This window comes from Pontibacter sp. YIM B11418, from assembly GCF_059278805.1.
Window position 1 is genome coordinate 307,774 of sequence record NZ_JCAEMH010000003.1, and the last position, 17,317, is coordinate 325,090.

Below are 17,317 nucleotides of genomic sequence, written 5' to 3' on the forward strand. Positions count from 1 at the left end.
CGAAAAGAAAAAGAAAAGCTACGACTAACGTATAAGCCCTGCCGCATCCGGCAGGTATACCCACACTATTCTGAAAAGCAGCAGACGGAAACGTTTGCTGCTTTTTTGCTTACCGGAATGCCCGATGCTATACTTAAAATTGTATGACTTAATTATATAGCATATCTTTAATATTTATACCATACACCCATCTTCAAACCACACCGCTTATGAAGCAACTTTTACTTCTCGTCATTTTTCTTTCGCTCCCATTCGCCCCTGCTTTCGCACAGGTAATTGAAGAACTGGATGTTATGCCGCCTCAGCAGATGCAGCTGGAAGTGTACTACAAGCTTATCGAAGAGAAAGGGAAGTTTGGCCTCGCTGATTACGGAGGGAAGGTCGTCGTGCCCGCCAGGTATACCTCCGTGGCGTACAAAGGATATGAGCCTCACATCAGAGTGGAACTGGACGGAAAATTCGGGCTCATGGATACGGAGCAGAAGCTCCTTCTGCCGATCCGGTACAGCAAACTGGAGGTATTCTTTCAGCGCACCGATGTATTCTATGTCGAGTACCAGGTGGAGGGAAAACGCAAAACGGATATCATCACGGAAACTGGCAGCAGCATCCTGCCGGCAGGTGCCGTACTAAGGGGCTACCATGGTGCTGAGATCATGGTAAATATCAACGGCAAAGATGCCCTGATAGACGGTGAAAGCGGCTCCTACCTGCTCAAACCCATTTACGACAGTGTGAACAGCCAGGGGGACCGCTACCGGGTTTGCCTGAACGGGAAATGCGGGTTCATCAACAAAAAAACACACAAGGTGCTCGTGCCGCTTATCTACGACGACGAGTACACTTATTACAGAAACGGCCTGGTCATCCTGGTGCTGAAAGGCAAAGCGGGTGTGATGGACGAGCAGGGAAATACCGTGATCCCTTTTGCGTACGAGAAGATACGTTCGGGCAGCGACAACAAGATCTTCAATGTCAGAAACACTGCTAAGAAGGAGGCGCTGTTTCAGGCCGATGGCAAGCAGTTTACGGCCTGGTACGATTACATTACAGACGACATCAGCAAGCAATTCTATTATTACCGCCAGGATCCCCCTTCCGGAGATGTTTATAAGTTTGGTTATGTAGATAAGTCGGGAAAAGACATAACAGGCGCTGTTTTCGATAAACCCGTTATGTTCTACGCTTCAGACAACTGCATTGAACTGAAGAAGGATGGCCAGACCGTATACCTGACCAAAGAAGGAAAAGTAACGAAGAAGAACTGCAAATAGGCCAATGCAGGTCTGGAAGGTATACCTGAAGGTTGCGTCAACAGAACCAGGTATACCTTCCAATTTTCACCCCGGATATAGTGCAAATACCAGACAATCTGTATATTTGCCCGCTCCTATACCTTGTGTTAATATCCGCCCTTCGCCTATGAAGCAACTTTTACGCCTGCTGCTCGGGATCGCCCCGTGCCTTTTTCTTGCCTGCGACTACAGCCCATCCGGAAGTCACTTTGAGGAGGTAAGCCCTCAGGTCGAAGTGATAGGCGATATCGAACTAGACAATTTTCCGTCGCAGGACACCCTGATGCTGCGTGGATCGGTCAATCTTAATTTCAACGTTTCCCTTCCGGGGCGCGCCATCTACTCTGTTGAGCTTTTGCTGGGGAAACATTCGCTGGGCGCGACTTCGTCTGCCACAGGGGGGCGTCAGCTCCAGACGACCGAATATGCCGACGGTTACTATACCCTACAGCTCAACGTGCTGGGCAACTCGGGTACCGGCAGTCTGGCAGACAAAGCGGGGGTTGAGGGTGTTCAGGTATACAGAACCTGGGTGGTGTACATTGATAACACGCCGCCAAAGCCCGTTACGCTCACCAGTGTAAAAGCAGAGGGTGGCAGCCTGAAGCTGGAATGGAAAAAGTACAGGGGAACCGGCTTCCAGAAATACGAGATCCACCGGATATACCCAGGCCAGGTTTACGGGATACTGACGGCCACGATTACCGACCCGAACCAGACGACCTGGTTCGACGAAGACTACCTGGGAGAGCAGATTTCCTACCGGGTGGTGACGCGGGTAAACGGGTACTATTATGACCTGGCCAGCAATTCGATCCCCTACTTTTACCCCAAACCGCATGTGCTGGGGAGTACCATCAGCCCCGAAAAGGAGCTTACCATAACGTTCAGTTCCACCCCCTTCAGCAGGAATTTTGGCAGCTACGAACTGACCCTGAATTCCAACAGGGTTATCACCCTTACCAATCCAAAGGACACCGTTGTTACCATACCTGCCAATATATTTGGGGAAGAGCTGCATGCCACCCTGGCCACGTACTCCAGGTCATACCCCAGCCCCGGCTCAAGGTCGGTGAGGGACTTTGCCATACTGGAAGGTATAGGCGCTCCCTGGGGGCCACAGGACGTAGACAGGCTGTTCGGGAAGACCACTTCCGGAAAGCTTTACTTTGCTGACCGAGGCTATATCAAGGTAGTGGACGCGGCCACCCGCCATGTCTTGCAGGAGCGGAATGTCATGTACGACCAGATAGGCAGCGAGAAGCAGGACGTGATCTCCCAGGATGGCAAGATCCTATACAGCATCATCAACTATGCCATACACAGGCTGGACCCTCTCACACTGCAGACGCTGGCTACCTATGAGCTGAACGATTTACTGCCGGATGAGTTCTACCATTTCAGTATGCTGGATGGGGTGAGCAACACCAACAGGCTGATTCTGCGGGCCCGGAGCGCGGACTATTACGAAGACACGAAGGATTATGCCTATGTGATTGATATGGATCAGAAAAAGGTCATCACCGCTGTGGAGGCCGACCTGCATTATAGCTATTCCATGATCAGCCCGGATGGGAGAACCATCAACGCATCGGACCAGGTGTATGTAGAGCAGCCCAATAGCTCCTGGAAACAGTTGTCTTTGACAAAACAGGAGGCCAATACCCTGAAGTTTCATACTCTCAGTCCGCAGTTCTATACTACCAAAGGATCCACTATCTCCTTTTATTCCACTACGGATGGCACGTTGCAGTCAACGTTTCAGACAGAAAGGGAGCTATACCCGATTGACACGGATCCGGTGACTGGCCATCTCTATGGCAGCAGTTATAACCAGCTCTTTATTTACAACAGCAGTACGGGCCAACTGGTCAACAAACTTGATATAGCGGATGGCACCCTGGTTTTTCTTTACAACAACACGCTCTATTCCGGCAACCGCTATCTAAAACTGTAAGGCTATGTCATACCTGAAAACTTTCCTGCTGGCAGTATGTCTGTTGCTAACTGTCAGCACAACCATAGCCCAGTCGAAGGTATACCTGGAGCCGCGGCTGGGTTTTGGCACTTTCCGGATGCAATCGATGAAGGAGCTGCAGCGCGTTATGATCGCCAACACGGGCCTGAATGCAAAGGCTACCGATACCTATGGCTCTTATCTTCAGTTTGGCCTCAATGTGGTGTCCGATATAGGGGATCAATCCCGCATCGGATTTTTCATCGAGCACGGATCTACCGGTGGCCGGGTGGCTTATGCAGACTACTCCGGTGAGTTTTTGCTGGACACCCCGCTCAATTACAATGCCTTCGGAGGTTTGTTCTATCACCACCAAGCCATCAAAGAAAGTAAGTTACGCTATGTGGCGGGGGCAGAATTGCATATGCTGATGACGAACATGAAGCTGGAGGCCTATACCAAGATAAACAGCCAGACCGAAAGCAGTGAAGATAAGTTTAGCTCGTATGGTTTGGGCTTCAAGCCATTCGTTGGACTGCAATATCCTTTAATGCATTTTCCAACGACCCTCTCATTGGGCTACTTTGTGGATACGAACTATCCCTTCCATGTGCCGGGTGAGCCAAAACAGCAACTTGTCATCAACAGCAACAGCAAAACGATACATCCTGGCTGGAACGGCCTGCGCGTCAACCTGACCGTCTCTATACCCATCGTCCGTTAGGCCCCTCAGCGGTGCTGCTCATACCTGTTCGCCTGTACTATCTGCTGCAGTGCTCTGATTTCTTCAGGTGTTAAATCTGCACTTTTACTGGCCAGTAGCGCCTCCTCCAGCTGCTCTTCGGTGCGTATACCCAGCACGGCCGCAGTCACTGCCGGGTGGTGCAAGGTATAGCGCACCGCCACCTCAGCTGCCATGCGGTTTGAGCCCGCTACTTTTCGTACGGCGTTGGCCGCCTGTTGCACCTCCTCTAAGGTATAGCCGAGGTAGGGTTTGGCAGGCTTGCCGGCCAGCAGCCCCTGCGCCAGGCTACCGCGGGCCAATACGCCTACCCCCTGCTCTTGCAGCAGCTCCAGCACCGATTCTTCCGGCCTGCGGTCGAGTAGGCTGTACTGCAGCATGACGCTTGCTATACCTGAACGACTGACAAATTCCCGAATCACATTGGGCCGGATCGACGAAATGCCATAGTGCCGGATCTTGCCCTGTTGTTTCAGCAGCTCAAATGCTTCGATGGTGTCGTCTATCGGATCGTCGAGGGTGCCGCCGTGCAATTGGTACAGGTCGATGTAGTCGGTTTGCAGCCGCCGGAGGCTCTCTTCCACGGCCTGCAGGATGTAGCTTTTAGTAGGGTTCCAGTCCCAGCCACTGCCATCGGGCCGCCACTGGTTTCCGACTTTCGTCGCGAGGATCACCTGCTCCCGCCTGCCTGCAAACGCCTTACCGACCGTTTCCTCGTTTGCGCCTTTGTCGTACAGATCGGCTGTGTCGAAGAAGTTTACCCCCTGCTCCAGCGCATGGTGCAGGAGCCTCGCATTCGCCGCCTGGTCGCTCCCCAGCGACATACACCCAAAGGCGATTTCACTTATCCGGAGGTCTGATTTTCCCAACTGTTTGTAGGTCATGGTGGTTAAGTTTTGCGTAGTTTGTTTCTATAGCGTGGTTTGGGGGAGAAGGTTGGGGATGTACTGGCTCTCTTCTTTTGAAGTGCGCCCCTGTCGCAGAACGGGAGGAAACGTAAAATAGTAGGGACAGGTCGCGACCTGTCCGAATCGTGGACAGGTATAGTTGTCTAAATCAGGATTTACGGGAATTAAGAGGGCCCCTACCCCCACGGATTTGCAGGATTCCCGTACGCGATTGTCATCCCCCTGCCCCCTTCGAAGGGCAGGGCTGTTAAGTTTTGTATAAAACTATCCCCTTGAGGGGATTATAGGGGTGTTGCTGCAGTACTAAAATGCTGATAGCTGGCCATATTACTGTTTTAACACAATCGTAAACACCCCTCTGCGCTCCCCTCAAGGGGAGAATTAGCTAGAACTTAACGGCCCTACCCTTCAAAGGGGGACTTCTGCCATTACTATATTCAGGTATAAGTGTAGTAGCTTCAGCAGTTTCTTTGCAGTACCGTATCCAACCACCCCTAACCCCTCCTTGTCTAAGGCGGGGAATCTGTAATTGCCATTCCAAGGTAGAGGCGTTGTGGCTGCAGTTTCATGTACATGATTGACATCCCCCTACCCCCTTCAAAGGGGGACTTCCGGCAGTTACCAGTGTTAGTTATAAGTTCTGTATTAATTATCACAATCCACTGGCAGGTATAGCAAGACTAACTTGCCCCGGAGGCAATGAAATAGAAGACATCAGCCAGGTGCATTTTTCGGCGCTCCACTGTTCGAGCGTTCAGCGAGTTTGGAGCGTCTTGATTTTTTTGCTTACTTTTTTCATCAAGGAAAAAAGTAAGGCCCGCCCGGCAAGGGCAAGCTATAAAACAACGCAGCCTGCTATACCTGCAAAAGGCATTAGCAACAAAGCACCTATACCTGGGCCAAGGACCCTACCATAGCAAACACGAGCGAGGACGCTCGCGCCATGAAAGTCATGAAAGTATAAACCTGCCAGCAAGGCAAAAACCATTTATACCATATAAAAACCCCTATCCTCAATATAGGAAACAACTAATTTTCCGGAATAAAACGTATGTTTATACCACCAACACAAACACAAAACCTAACATGAGTCAATTAACCATCAACAGCCTCGAAGAACTGGAATCATACCAGGGGAAAGAACTGGGTGTATCGGACTACCACACCATCACGCAGGAGCAGATCAAGAAATTCGCGGATGCTACCCTCGATCACCAGTGGATTCATCTGGACGAAAACCGCGCAACCATCGAGACGCCTTTCCGGTCGACGATCGCGCACGGCTACCTGACGGTGTCGCTGCTGCCCTACCTGTGGGGCCAGATCGTGAAGATCGGGAATGTGAAGATGCAGGTGAACTACGAAATAGAAAGTCTGCGCTTCAACCAGGCCGTGACCGTGAACAGCCGGGTGCGGCTGCGTGCCAAAATGCTGTCAGTTAAAAACCTGCGCGGCATTGCCAAAACACAGATCGAAGTTACCCTCGAAATCGAGAACAGCCGTAAACCGGCTTATACAGGCGTGGTGACGTTCCTGTATCATTTTAACGATTAACCGGTCCGTTGGCGGGTCATCCAGACAATCAGCTTATGAGTTCTTTAGCAGCAAATATTCGCGCAGCCTTCCCGGCTCTGCAGCAATCAGGTGATCAAGTGCCGTTCATCTATTTCGACGGACCCGGCGGTACGCAAATGGCAAAGCAGGCCATTGAGGGGATGCTGGCTTACATCACTGGCGGGATGGCCAACCTGCACGGCGCCTTCCCCACCAGCGTGGGCACCGACAACCTGCTGCTGGAAGGACGCAAAGCGGTGTCGGACCTGCTGCACTGTGCACCTGAGGAGGTGGCTTTCGGACAGAACATGACGACGCTGGCCTTCAGCATCGCCCGCAGTCTGGGCAGCTTTATCTCTTCCGGCGACGAAGTGGTGGTGACCGAAATGGACCACCGCGCCAACGTGGATCCGTGGGTGACGCTGGCCAAGGACAAAGGCGCTCAGGTGCGGTTTATAGAGCTGAACCCCGACACCTATACCTTAAACCTTGACAGACTCGACGAACTGATCACCGAGAAGACAAAGCTGGTAGCGATCGGGATGTCGTCGAACGTGACAGGGACGGTGACGGATGTGAGGCGAGTAATAGCGCGAGCCAAAGAGGTGAATGCGATCGTGGTGCTGGATGCCGTGCATGCTGTGCCGCACCTGCCCATCGACTTTCAGGAACTGGGCTGCGACATCCTGTTTTGCTCTGCCTACAAGTTCTTTGGTCCACACATTGGTATCGCTGTGATCGCGGCATCGCTTTTCGAGAAACTGCAGGTATACAAACTGGCGCCCGCACCGCAGCAGATACCCGACAAACTCGAAACGGGCACCCAAAACCACGAAGCCATTGCCGGATTGATCGGCGCCATCACGTTCATAGAACAGTTGGGCGAAGGCCATACCCGAAGAGAACGGCTGGTATCAGGCATGCAGTGCATTGAAGCGCACGAGCAGCAGCTCACAGATCGGCTGGAAAGTTTCCTGCGCCAGATACCTGGTCTGAAGCTTTACCGAGCAGCTGAAGGCACCTACAAAACCCCGACCTTCGCCTTTACGCTGCCTGGTATAAAAGCCCGCGACGTGACGAGCTGGTTTGCCGAACACTACCATATGTGCATTGCCGACGGCCACTTCTACGCCTCCACCATGGCCGACAAACTGGGCGTAAACCCCATGGGCGGCTGGATCAGGATCGGCCTGGCTCCTTACAACACGATGGAGGAAGTAGCGCTTTTTGAGAAAGGCCTGAAGGAATTCATGGCTACTCACTGAACATAAATTAACGCAAGTGAATTGCCCTGGCGCGAAGCCTCTAATATACTGCCATATGAGGGTAGCTAAACAACAATTACTTACTTTTATCTTATAATTATACAATTACAGTTTTTCAACACATGGGGGTTCTGTACCTCAAACTCCTTACACTGCTAACGAAAACCCATGCTTTGCCATATTTTAGCCAAGCATGGGTTTTTTCATTCGAACACACGTAATTCTCGTGCCAACAGACATATTTTTTTAGTTAAGGGTTTAACACCATGGTATTTAATGTAGCAACATTGAAACATCATGGCTTTAAAACAGTAGAAATTTATAAGACTTGTCTCCTGATCAAAAAGAAGGCAGGTAAAGATTTTTATACTTTGTAAATATTAACACAGAAAGCTATGATGATGAAGAATATTTTGAAGCCGGTTGCCGTAATGACATTATCGACTTTTGTACTGTTTGGTTGCGCCAGTTCTGCCGAGACGACAGATGCAACTGCCATGGAACGAGAAGCCACATACAGTGAAACCGAGCGTATGGCAGGAAGCACTACCGATGAGGGAGGCCAGATATTGGATGTGCTGGTTGTGGAAGAAAAGGCAATGGTTCCGGTTGGAACGATCGCTGTTACCGCGCTGGCACTGGAAAACCCCGTTCCGATTGATGACATGTTTGACGACATTGACGATACAGAACAGTACACGGTCATGGAACTGGCCAGAAAAAGTCCCAACCTCTCTACCTTTGTGAAATTGATCGAGCAGGCTGGCCTGGAAAACGACCTGGAGCGTTTAGATAAAATGACTTTCTTCGCTCCAACAAACGAAGCCTTTGCCAAAATACCGGAAGATAAGCTCGCCAAGCTGCTGCTAACTGACAACAGCGCTGTACTTTCCGCCATGATACAGGCACACATTCTGCCTTCGGAGGTAGGCTCGGGGCAATTACAAAGCAATACCAGAATCCGGATGACAGACCAGAGCTACCTCCCTGTGAGTACTGATAACAGTGGCACCATCACCTCAGTCGGGAACGCACAGCTGATCAAGACGGATGTGGAAGCCTCTAACGGCAGGATTCACGTACTCGACTCCGTCATCATGCCGTCCGCTGTGGTCGATCTATAAGGCGAATAAGTCAGGCTGGATAGAATAAGCTAGACATGAATTATAAAAGCGCTGAAGGAAATGTTCCTTCAGCGCTTTTATAATTTAAAGTAAGGACTTAAACAGGGCTACTAAAGTGGATAGACGATAGTCTCTGTCTCTTACTTTATCTCAAAAGAACTCTCATTGATCCCCAACTTATTCTTGGAGTGCAGCTCCACCGGAAAGCCCCACAGGTAGCGGAGATGGGCCATTGTCTGGCGGGCGCTTTTGGTTTCGAGTTTGCGGTCCCGCTGCATGTAGTGCGTCAGGTATAGCTTGCTGGTCTGGTGCCGGTCTACGCGGGTCACCTGGATGTTGGGGATGTGGCTGGAACGGTCGTACTGTGCCGCCAACTGCTCCCGCACCCGGCGGTAGCCCCGTTCGTTGTGGATGGCCCCGATCTCAAACTCCGCTTCTCCTTCGTTGTCGATGATCGTGAAAAGCTTCATGTCGCGGATCACTTTCGGGGAAAGGTACTGCAGAATAAAACTGTCGTCGCGGAAGTTTTCCATCACATACAGCACCTGGTCCAGCCAGTCTTTGCCAATCAGATCCGGGAACCAGGCCTTGTCCTCCTCAGTCGGCTCTTGGCAGATGCGCTTGATGTCCATGAAAATATTGAAGCCCAGGGTATAGGGATTGAGCCCGGAGTAGAACTTGCTGCTATACTCTGGTTGATAGAGCACGCCGCTGTGGCTCTTGATGAACTCCAGCATGAAGCCGTCGTTGAGGTAGCCCTCCTCGAACATCTTGTTGATGATGTGGTAGTGCACAAATGTTGCAAAGCCCTCGTTCATGACTTTGGTCGCGCCCTGTGGGTAAAAGTACTGCGACACCTTGCGGACGATGCGCACCAGTTCACGCTTCCAGGCCGGTAGAGCCGGAGCGTATTTCTCAATAAAATAAAGGATGTTGTCTTCCGGCTCTTTGGGAAAGCGCCCTTCGTCCAAAGCACCTGTTTCCAGTTCGGCTGTGCTTTTGGGCAGGGTACGCCACAGTTCGTTGTAGTTTTCATGCCGGATCAAAGTGAGTTTCTTCAGCCGCTCGTTCTCCTCCAGTGCCGACAGCTTAGAGGGTTTCCTGTACTTATCGACGCCGTAGTTCATGAGTGCGTGTGCTGCATCCAACACCTTCTCTACCTCCTCTTCTCCATGCTCTTCTTCGCAGCGCAACACATATTCCCGCGCAAAAGCCATGTAGTCAACAATGGAGTCGGCCGAGGTCCAGTCGAGGAACATGTAGTTGTTGGCAAAAAAGGCGTTGTGGCCCTGGCAGGCGTGGGCGATCACGAGCAGCATCATGCAGGTGGAGTTGTTCTCCATGTTGTAGCTGATGCAGGGGTTGGAGTTGATCACCAGTTCGTACGAGAGCCCCATGCGGCCTTTGCTGTAGTTGCTCTGGTTAAGCACGAAGTCCTTCCCAAATTTCCAGTGCGGGTACGAGGTAGGCAGGCCGGTGAGCGCATAGGCATCCAGCATCTGCTCCGAAGTCACGACCTCGATCTGGTTCGGGTATATCTTCAGCTTCAGATACTCCTTCCCGATCCGGCTGATCACCTCATCCGCCGCCTGCAGCGTTTCATAATCCCAGTTCGGATCACAAAACATCGCCCGGTATTTTTCTATGTCTGTCATATTTTTTTGGGTATCAAGTATTAGGTATCACGTAGCAAGACTTAGCTTGAGGGAATGGCTTGAAAAAGGATGTTTTGAAGGCATCGTGCTACTTGCTACGTGATACTTGATACGTTTTAAGCGGCACTCCGCTTCCTGAACAGTCCCTGGAAAACAGGCCAGATCTCGAAGGGCTCGTATACCTGGCGGATTGAAAAAGAGTCGTCGTCGCTGATGCGGTTGTAGGCTTGCCACAGGTCACTTTCGCGCGGACTGTTGCTGATCTCAATGTAGGCCATGTACTGAATAACGGGTAGAATATTCTCCAGCAAAAGCTGCTTGCATTCGGTAGCGTCCTGCTTCGACCACACGTCGCCATCGGAGGCCTGGCAGCAGTACACGTTCCAGTTCTCGTCGTAGCGGGTGCGCATGATCTGCTCCATCAGCTTGAGCGAGGGCGCCACCACCGTACCGCCACTTTCTCTGGAATTGAAAAACTCTTCTTCAGACACTTCCTTGGCTTCGGTATGGTGCCGGATAAAGACCAGCTCCACGTTTTTGTACTGCCGGGTCAGGAAGATGTAGAGCAGCGTGAAAAAGCGCTTGGCTACGTCTTTCTCGTGTTGCCCCATCGAGGCCGATACGTCCATGATGCAGAACATCACGGCCGAAGTGACAGGTATAGGCACCCGCTCAAAATTGTTGTAGCGCAGGTCGATGTCCTCGAAGAAAGGCAACGTGTTGGCCTGACGCCGTACCTTCTCCGCCTCCTCTGCGAGTGCGGTTTTCAGCTGCGGGTCGGTCGCCAGCGACAGCTGCTCCTCCAGTAGCGCCAACTTCTTGTCCAGTACGCCCTTGAGGGCCAGTCGACGCCCAAGCGACTGTTGGTAGCTGGTCTTGATGTTGAGGCGTGAAGGAACGCTGTCGCGGGTATAACCGGCTCGTCGCATCTCAAAATTCTCGGTGCTGTCCATCAGTTTCTTCACCATATTGGGCAGCGCCAGGTCGTCAAAAAAATACTTCAGAAACTCCTCCCGCGACAGCACCACAGTAAACTCATCCTCGGTCACCTCCGGACTGTTAGAACCCTTGCCCCGGCCGCCGCCTCCCCCTCCCCCTTTGGGCTTGGGCACGCGGTCGCCCTCACTATACTTGTCGTTACCGGGGCGCACCGCCTGCTTTTTGCCGGTTTTGGGGTCATGGTGAAATGTAGGCTCCTCAAGTCCGCGCACAGGCACCTTCACACTTCCGCCGGTACTGCTGTCCTTGATGCTCTCCTGCGAGATGATATCAGGTATAGCTTTCTTGATCTGATTCTCCACCCGCTTCAGAAACTTCTGCCGGTTCCCGGTGGACTTCCCCTTGTCGTTCTTCCGTCTGTCGATGATGTGGCTCATTTGAGTTAGTGATTGAGTGATTGAGTGATTGAGTGATTTTGGATTGAGTGAATGAGTGAGTTAGTGATTGAGTGAGTTTTGGTGGGAATATTTTGAATTGGTGAGTAAAGTCGGGTGTGCGTGAGGCGTTATTTTCTAATGGATGAATTATCAATTCATCATCAAAAAATAAATCCCTCATTCAATAAACCACCCATTCAAAAATCAAAACCAATCACTCAATCACTAACTCACTCATTCACTCAATCAACCTCACGCCATCGTCTTACGCACACGCATGAACCAATCTACCAGGATGCGGATCTGCTTGTCGGTGTAGCCGCGGTCGCGCATGCGGCGGGTGAAGTCACGGTGCTTCTTCTCGTCTTCCTCGTTTGTTTTCACATTGAAGGAAACGACCGGCAGCAGGTCTTCGGTGTTGGTGAAGATCTTCTTCTCGATCACGTTTTTGATCTTTTCATAGGAATCCCAACGTGGGCTTTGTCCGCCATGGTTGGCCTTAAAGCGCAGGAAAAAGTTGGTCACCTCGGAGCGGAAGTCTTTCGGGTTGGCGATGCCTGCCGGCTTCTCGATCTTCTCCAGTTCCTCGTTCAGAATGCTGCGATCGAATATCTCTCCGGAGTCCGGGTCGCGGTAATCGTTGTTCTGCATCCAGTGGTCGGCGTATACCACGTACTTCTCGAAGATGTTCTGACCGTAGGAGCTGTAGGATTCGATGTAGGCCTTCTGAATCTCGTCGGAAATGAACTCGGCATACTTGCTGGCCAGCACCGACTTGATCAGGTGCAGGTACTTGGTTTCGGTTTCGGGCGGTAGCATCATCTTGATCACCTCCTGCTCCAGCACATACAGCAGGTGCACCGGGTTGGCGGCGATCTCCTCGCTGTCGAAGTTGAAGACCTTGGACAGAATCTTGAAGGCAAAGCGGGTCGATATACCCTGCATGCCCTCGTTTATACCTGCATCGTCGCGGTACTCCTGTATGGACTTGGCGTTCGGGTCCGTCTCGCGTAAGGTTTCCCCGTTATACACCCGCATCTTGGAGTAGATGCTGGAGTTCTCCGGTTCCTTCAGGCGCGACATCACCGAAAACTCAGCCAGCAGTTCAATGGTCTTCGGGGCGCAGGGCGCTTCTTTCAGGGAGCTCTCGCGGATGAGCTTTTCGTAAATCTTGATCTCTTCGCTCACGCGCAGGCAATAGGGAACCTGTACCTTATAGATGCGGTCGAGAAAGGCCTCGTTCTTTTTGTCGTTGAGGAATTTGGCCCACTCCGACTCGTTGGAGTGCGCCAGTATGATACCGTCGAAAGGTATGGCACCGATCGGCTCGGTGCCTTTGTAGTTCTTTTCCTGGGTGGCGGTGAGCAGCGGATTCAGCACCTTGATCGGGGCCTTGAACATCTCCACAAACTCCAGCAAACCCTGGTTAGCCAGGCACAGACCACCGGTATACGAGTAGGCATCCGGATCGCTCTGCTGGTAATCTGCCAGCTTACGGATGTCGACTTTGCCCACCAGGGTGGAGATGTCCTGGTTGTTTTCATCGCCAGGCTCGGTCTTGGAGATCGCAATCTGCTCCTGGATGGACGGGAAAAGCCGCACCACCTTGAAACGGTTGATGTCACCGTCAAACTCACGCAGCCGCTTCGACGCCCAGGGGCTCATGCAGCCGGGTATGTAGCGGGCAGGTATAGCGTACTCCTCCTCCAGCTCTTCGGCATAGTCGGCAAACAGCCCCAGCGGACTCTCGAACACCGGACTGATCTGGTCGTCTGCCTTGAGCACATAAATCGGGTTCTGCTGCATCAGGTGCTTCAGTTTCTCGGCGAGGGAGCTTTTGCCGCCCCCCACAGGCCCCATCAGGTATAGGATCTGCTTCTTCTCCTCCAGCCCCTGCGCCGAGTGGCGGAAGTAGGACACGATCTGCTCGATGGTGCTTTCCATGCCGTAGAAATCACGGAAAGCGGGGTAAATCTTGATTTTCTTGTTGGAGAAAATGCGGCTCAGTTTAGGGTCCTGGCGCGTGTCGAGCATCTCCGGCTCACCGATGGCATCGAGGATGCGCTCGGCGGGCTTGGCGTACATTTTCGGGTCTTTCCGGCACTCCTCAAGATAGGCAGCTACTGTCATCTCGTTCGTGGAGGCACTGTAATTGGTCTTGATCTTTTCTAAAATATTCATTGGGCGTATTTTTAGAGAATCATTTTAAACCTGGGAGCAATAAGCAGTGCCTTCGTGATGGATAGCCCGTTTACTGCCTGTCGGTTGAATGTGTCATCATTTGAGTTATTTTATGGTCTGCACGCCTTCTATGCAAGGAATGCCGCTATGCTTACTTGTCTGATACCGTGCCATGGCCAGGCCCTTGGTTGGTTCTGAGGCTGTACGCTCACGCACAGGTATGCGGGCAGGAAATGTGTACGCGTACACATGAAGCAGGGCGCTGCTTTCCATTGCCCGGAACAGGGGAAGAGTGGCTCGGCGACAAAATGGGCTGTCCCCTGTGCCCTATGTTATGCTATACGTAGATTTTATACTAATGTAGTTGGGTTAGAGCCCCTCTTATCTGCAAAACAGTGCCCCCGTATTTTAAATTCAAAATCGGCAATATTTTATAACTTCACATCTATACGTATTTTGTACAAAATTGTCTATCCCTATACCTATTGTTGTAGGTATGGCAGTATTGGCCCAACACACAGATATGCAAGAAGATAACTTCAACCCGCGCCAGATGCCGATTTTCCGGAAGGGTCGTGAAATCTACGAACTCACCGTCAAGATCGCAGATCTTATACCTGAAGATGACCACCGGCTCTCCGGCAGCAAGGCTTTCATGCTGGAAGATGCGGCACTGCTGAGTGTTAAAGTGGCTGGTGCTGAGGGTGGCGACCTGTATGATATACGAATGGAATGCGCCACGCTAATCCGCAAGGCAGCCCGCGACCTGCAGAACCACTGCAACACGCTGATCATGTTTGGCTTTGAGCACATCCACTACCTGCACCTGATCAGGGACGCGCTGGAAGAGTACCGCCTGTTGTTTGTAGAATGGGTGAAAACGTTTGACGCCTGGAACTACGCCGTGGATCGCTGGGGCCTTTTCAATCCGCCCGGTGTGCAGCCTGATGACCCCGATCCGGATCGCGGATCGGATGGATTGTGATAGAAGAATGTAGCTTTATGCACTGGAATGAGTATAAATGATAAACGAAGCAGATTATGGCGCAGGAAATGGAATACTGGGATGAAGACAGGTACATGGAACTGAACACCTACTTCCGGATAAAAATACAGGGCATGGTCGACTCCGATCCATACATCCGGGATCTTCAGAAATCGGAAGACGGCTTGCAGCTAACAGACCTGATAAACCGCATGTCGGATAGTGACCAGGAGATTTGGGAAGAGTTCATTAAACTGGATCGTATTAAGCTGCACCTGGACATGCAGAACCACCTGGAGGGCAAAGGCACCCCGTATACCCCGCGATATGGATTTGGAGGCGCGTCCTCCGAGGCTGATGACAGCGCTTCTCCATGGTGAGCAACGAAGGATGGATTAGTACAAGACACTGCATAATATTCCGAAACATTTTGACAGAATGTCGTTTATACAAATGGCGGATTCAAAAGTGGGTTAAAACATTGTTAATTTACCATATATCGCATCATTCCATTTCGTTTTAAATACATTTTTCTATAATTTCGCTTCGTTAAGAGACTATTCACGGACATATAAAAAATACAGGCATGTCAGAACACGCTGAAATAATTTTAGAGGGGAAGTCCTACAAGTTCCCGGTTGTAACAGGTACCGAGAATGAGAAAGCAATCGATATAGCTGCTTTGCGCTCGGAGTCAGGCTACATCACCCTGGACTCCGGTTATAAAAATACGGGTGCCACTAAAAGTGCCATCACTTTCCTTGACGGAGAGCAAGGTATTCTGCACTACAGAGGTTACCCGATCGAGCAACTGGCTGAGAAGTCAAACTTTATTGAAGTAGCCTACCTGCTGATCTACGGCGCACTGCCAACCACACAGGAACTGGAAGACTTCAGTGGTAAGATCAAAATGCACACCCTCGTGAATGAGGACATGCGCAAGATTTTGGACGGCTTCCCGTCAACGGCACACCCAATGGGTATCCTTTCTGCCATGATTAGCTCCCTGACAGCTTTTTATCCGGAGTCGCTTAATCCAAACCAGTCAAAAGAAGAGATGGACCTGTCTATCATTCGCGTGATGGCCAAGATTTCTACTATTGCTGCCTGGTCTTATAAAAACTCGGTAGGGCATCCAGTAAACTACCCTAAAAACAAGCTGGACTATTGCTCTAACTTCCTCCACATGATGTTCGCCTTCCCAACGGAGGATTACGAGATCAACCCGGTGGTAGTAGATGCGATCAACAAACTACTTATCCTGCACGCTGACCACGAGCAAAACTGCTCTACGTCTACTGTACGTCTGGTAGGTTCTGCCAATGCCAGCCTCTACTCTTCTGTGTCTGCCGGTATCAGCGCCCTGTGGGGTCCGCTGCATGGTGGTGCCAACCAGGCCGTAATTGAGATGCTGGAGCAGATCAAAGCGGATGGTGGCGACTCGAAGAAATTCATCGCGAAAGCAAAAGACAAGGACGATCCGTTCCGCCTGATGGGCTTCGGTCACCGTGTTTACAAGAACTTCGACCCACGTGCCCGCATTATCAAGAAGGCTGCTGATGAAGTACTAACTGCTCTTGGCATCAATGATCCTATCCTAACCATCGCAATGGAACTTGAAGAAGCAGCACTGAACGATCCTTATTTCGTGGAGCGCAAGCTTTACCCGAACGTAGACTTCTACTCCGGTATCATCTACCGCGCACTCGGCATCCCAACCGACATGTTTACGGTAATGTTCGCCCTTGGCCGTCTGCCAGGCTGGATCGCACAGTGGAAGGAAATGCGCGAGCAGAAAGAACCAATCGGCCGTCCACGTCAGATCTACACTGGCGAAACGGAGCGTAACTACATCGATATCGAGAAGAGATAATATTATAATGTTATTTAAGGGAACGGCCTGCAACTTTACAGTAGCAGGCCGTTTTGTTTTATTGTTTTTGCAGGTATAGCGCGAGCGTCTCCGCTTGTGTTTGCTGTAGCGGGGCTGCAGGTATAGGTATAGGTATAGGTATAGGTATAGGCATAGCTTACTGTTGTTTTCTAGCAACTGCAAATACAGGTATAACAAACTGTAATGTTTTATAGCTTTGCCTGTGCGGCGGGCACTCGCTTTTTGCCTTGACACAAAAATCGAGGGCCCCTACCCCCAAGAAAAAGGTCAAGACTCCCCAAATCGAGGGTCCCTACCCCCACTCGCTGAATGCTCAGACAGTGTGTAGTTGTAATGGTGCACCTGGCTAAGGTGATCTGTTTCATAGCTGAAGGGGCGAGT

13 protein-coding genes are annotated in these 17,317 nt (G+C 51.2%); 9 read left to right on the top strand and 4 right to left on the bottom strand.

Features of this window, described 5'->3' with window-relative positions:
* The first annotated feature begins 209 nt into the window (after window positions 1–209).
* From AC4QZR_RS09055 to AC4QZR_RS09065, 3 genes are all read left to right on the top strand, one after another.
* Window positions 210–1,274, top strand: a complete 1,065-nt coding sequence (locus AC4QZR_RS09055; protein WP_494480616.1) for a WG repeat-containing protein — start codon at window positions 210–212, stop codon at window positions 1,272–1,274.
* 148 nt (window positions 1,275–1,422) lie between these two features.
* Window positions 1,423–3,252: a hypothetical protein gene (locus AC4QZR_RS09060; RefSeq protein WP_494480617.1), complete on the top strand. Its 1,830-nt coding sequence runs from the start codon at window positions 1,423–1,425 to the stop codon at window positions 3,250–3,252.
* Between the two features lie 4 nt (window positions 3,253–3,256).
* Window positions 3,257–3,976 (top strand): hypothetical protein, encoded by a 720-nt coding sequence (locus tag AC4QZR_RS09065; RefSeq protein WP_494480618.1) that lies wholly within the window; start codon window positions 3,257–3,259, stop codon window positions 3,974–3,976.
* A gap of 5 nt (window positions 3,977–3,981) precedes the next feature.
* Here AC4QZR_RS09065 and AC4QZR_RS09070 read toward each other — a convergent pair whose 3' ends face one another.
* Window positions 3,982–4,878 carry an aldo/keto reductase gene (locus AC4QZR_RS09070; protein WP_494480619.1) on the bottom strand — a complete coding sequence of 299 codons (897 nt, stop codon included), beginning with the start codon at window positions 4,876–4,878 and terminating at the stop codon, window positions 3,982–3,984.
* 1,110 nt (window positions 4,879–5,988) lie between these two features.
* Between AC4QZR_RS09070 and AC4QZR_RS09075 the strand changes: the two genes are divergently transcribed.
* The 3 genes from AC4QZR_RS09075 to AC4QZR_RS09085 all read left to right on the top strand — a co-directional run bounded on the left by AC4QZR_RS09075 (window position 5,989) and on the right by AC4QZR_RS09085 (window position 8,845).
* Window positions 5,989–6,456 (top strand): MaoC family dehydratase, encoded by a 468-nt coding sequence (locus AC4QZR_RS09075; RefSeq protein WP_188499723.1) that lies wholly within the window; start codon window positions 5,989–5,991, stop codon window positions 6,454–6,456.
* Window positions 6,457–6,491: 35 nt separating this feature from the next.
* On the top strand, window positions 6,492–7,721 hold the full coding sequence (locus AC4QZR_RS09080; protein ID WP_494480620.1) for a cysteine desulfurase-like protein: 1,230 nt from the start codon (window positions 6,492–6,494) through the stop codon (window positions 7,719–7,721).
* Window positions 7,722–8,116: 395 nt separating this feature from the next.
* Entirely contained in the window at window positions 8,117–8,845 is a 729-nt protein-coding gene (locus AC4QZR_RS09085; protein WP_494480621.1) for a fasciclin domain-containing protein, read from the top strand.
* A gap of 140 nt (window positions 8,846–8,985) precedes the next feature.
* On the opposite strand, the gene AC4QZR_RS09090 is transcribed toward AC4QZR_RS09085, so the two are convergent.
* The 3 genes from AC4QZR_RS09090 to AC4QZR_RS09100 form a co-directional block, all read right to left on the bottom strand.
* Window positions 8,986–10,500: a SpoVR family protein gene (locus AC4QZR_RS09090; protein ID WP_494480622.1), complete on the bottom strand. Its 1,515-nt coding sequence runs from the start codon at window positions 10,498–10,500 to the stop codon at window positions 8,986–8,988.
* A gap of 116 nt (window positions 10,501–10,616) precedes the next feature.
* Entirely contained in the window at window positions 10,617–11,876 is a 1,260-nt protein-coding gene (locus tag AC4QZR_RS09095; RefSeq protein WP_494480623.1) for a YeaH/YhbH family protein, read from the bottom strand.
* 252 nt (window positions 11,877–12,128) lie between these two features.
* Window positions 12,129–14,057, bottom strand: coding sequence for a PrkA family serine protein kinase (locus tag AC4QZR_RS09100; RefSeq protein ID WP_188499728.1), 1,929 nt, complete (start codon window positions 14,055–14,057; stop codon window positions 12,129–12,131).
* Between the two features lie 523 nt (window positions 14,058–14,580).
* On the opposite strand from AC4QZR_RS09100, the gene AC4QZR_RS09105 reads away from it, so the two are divergent.
* From AC4QZR_RS09105 to AC4QZR_RS09115, 3 genes are all read left to right on the top strand, one after another.
* A complete protein-coding gene (locus tag AC4QZR_RS09105) occupies window positions 14,581–15,042 on the top strand; it encodes a hypothetical protein (RefSeq protein ID WP_494480624.1) in 462 nt (153 codons plus the stop codon).
* 56 nt (window positions 15,043–15,098) lie between these two features.
* Complete coding sequence (locus AC4QZR_RS09110; RefSeq protein WP_494480625.1) at window positions 15,099–15,422, top strand: hypothetical protein; 324 nt, start codon at window positions 15,099–15,101, stop codon at window positions 15,420–15,422.
* A 206-nt stretch (window positions 15,423–15,628) separates the two neighbouring features.
* Window positions 15,629–16,915 carry a citrate synthase gene (locus AC4QZR_RS09115; RefSeq protein WP_494480626.1) on the top strand — a complete coding sequence of 429 codons (1,287 nt, stop codon included), beginning with the start codon at window positions 15,629–15,631 and terminating at the stop codon, window positions 16,913–16,915.
* Window positions 16,916–17,317: the final 402 nt, after the last annotated feature.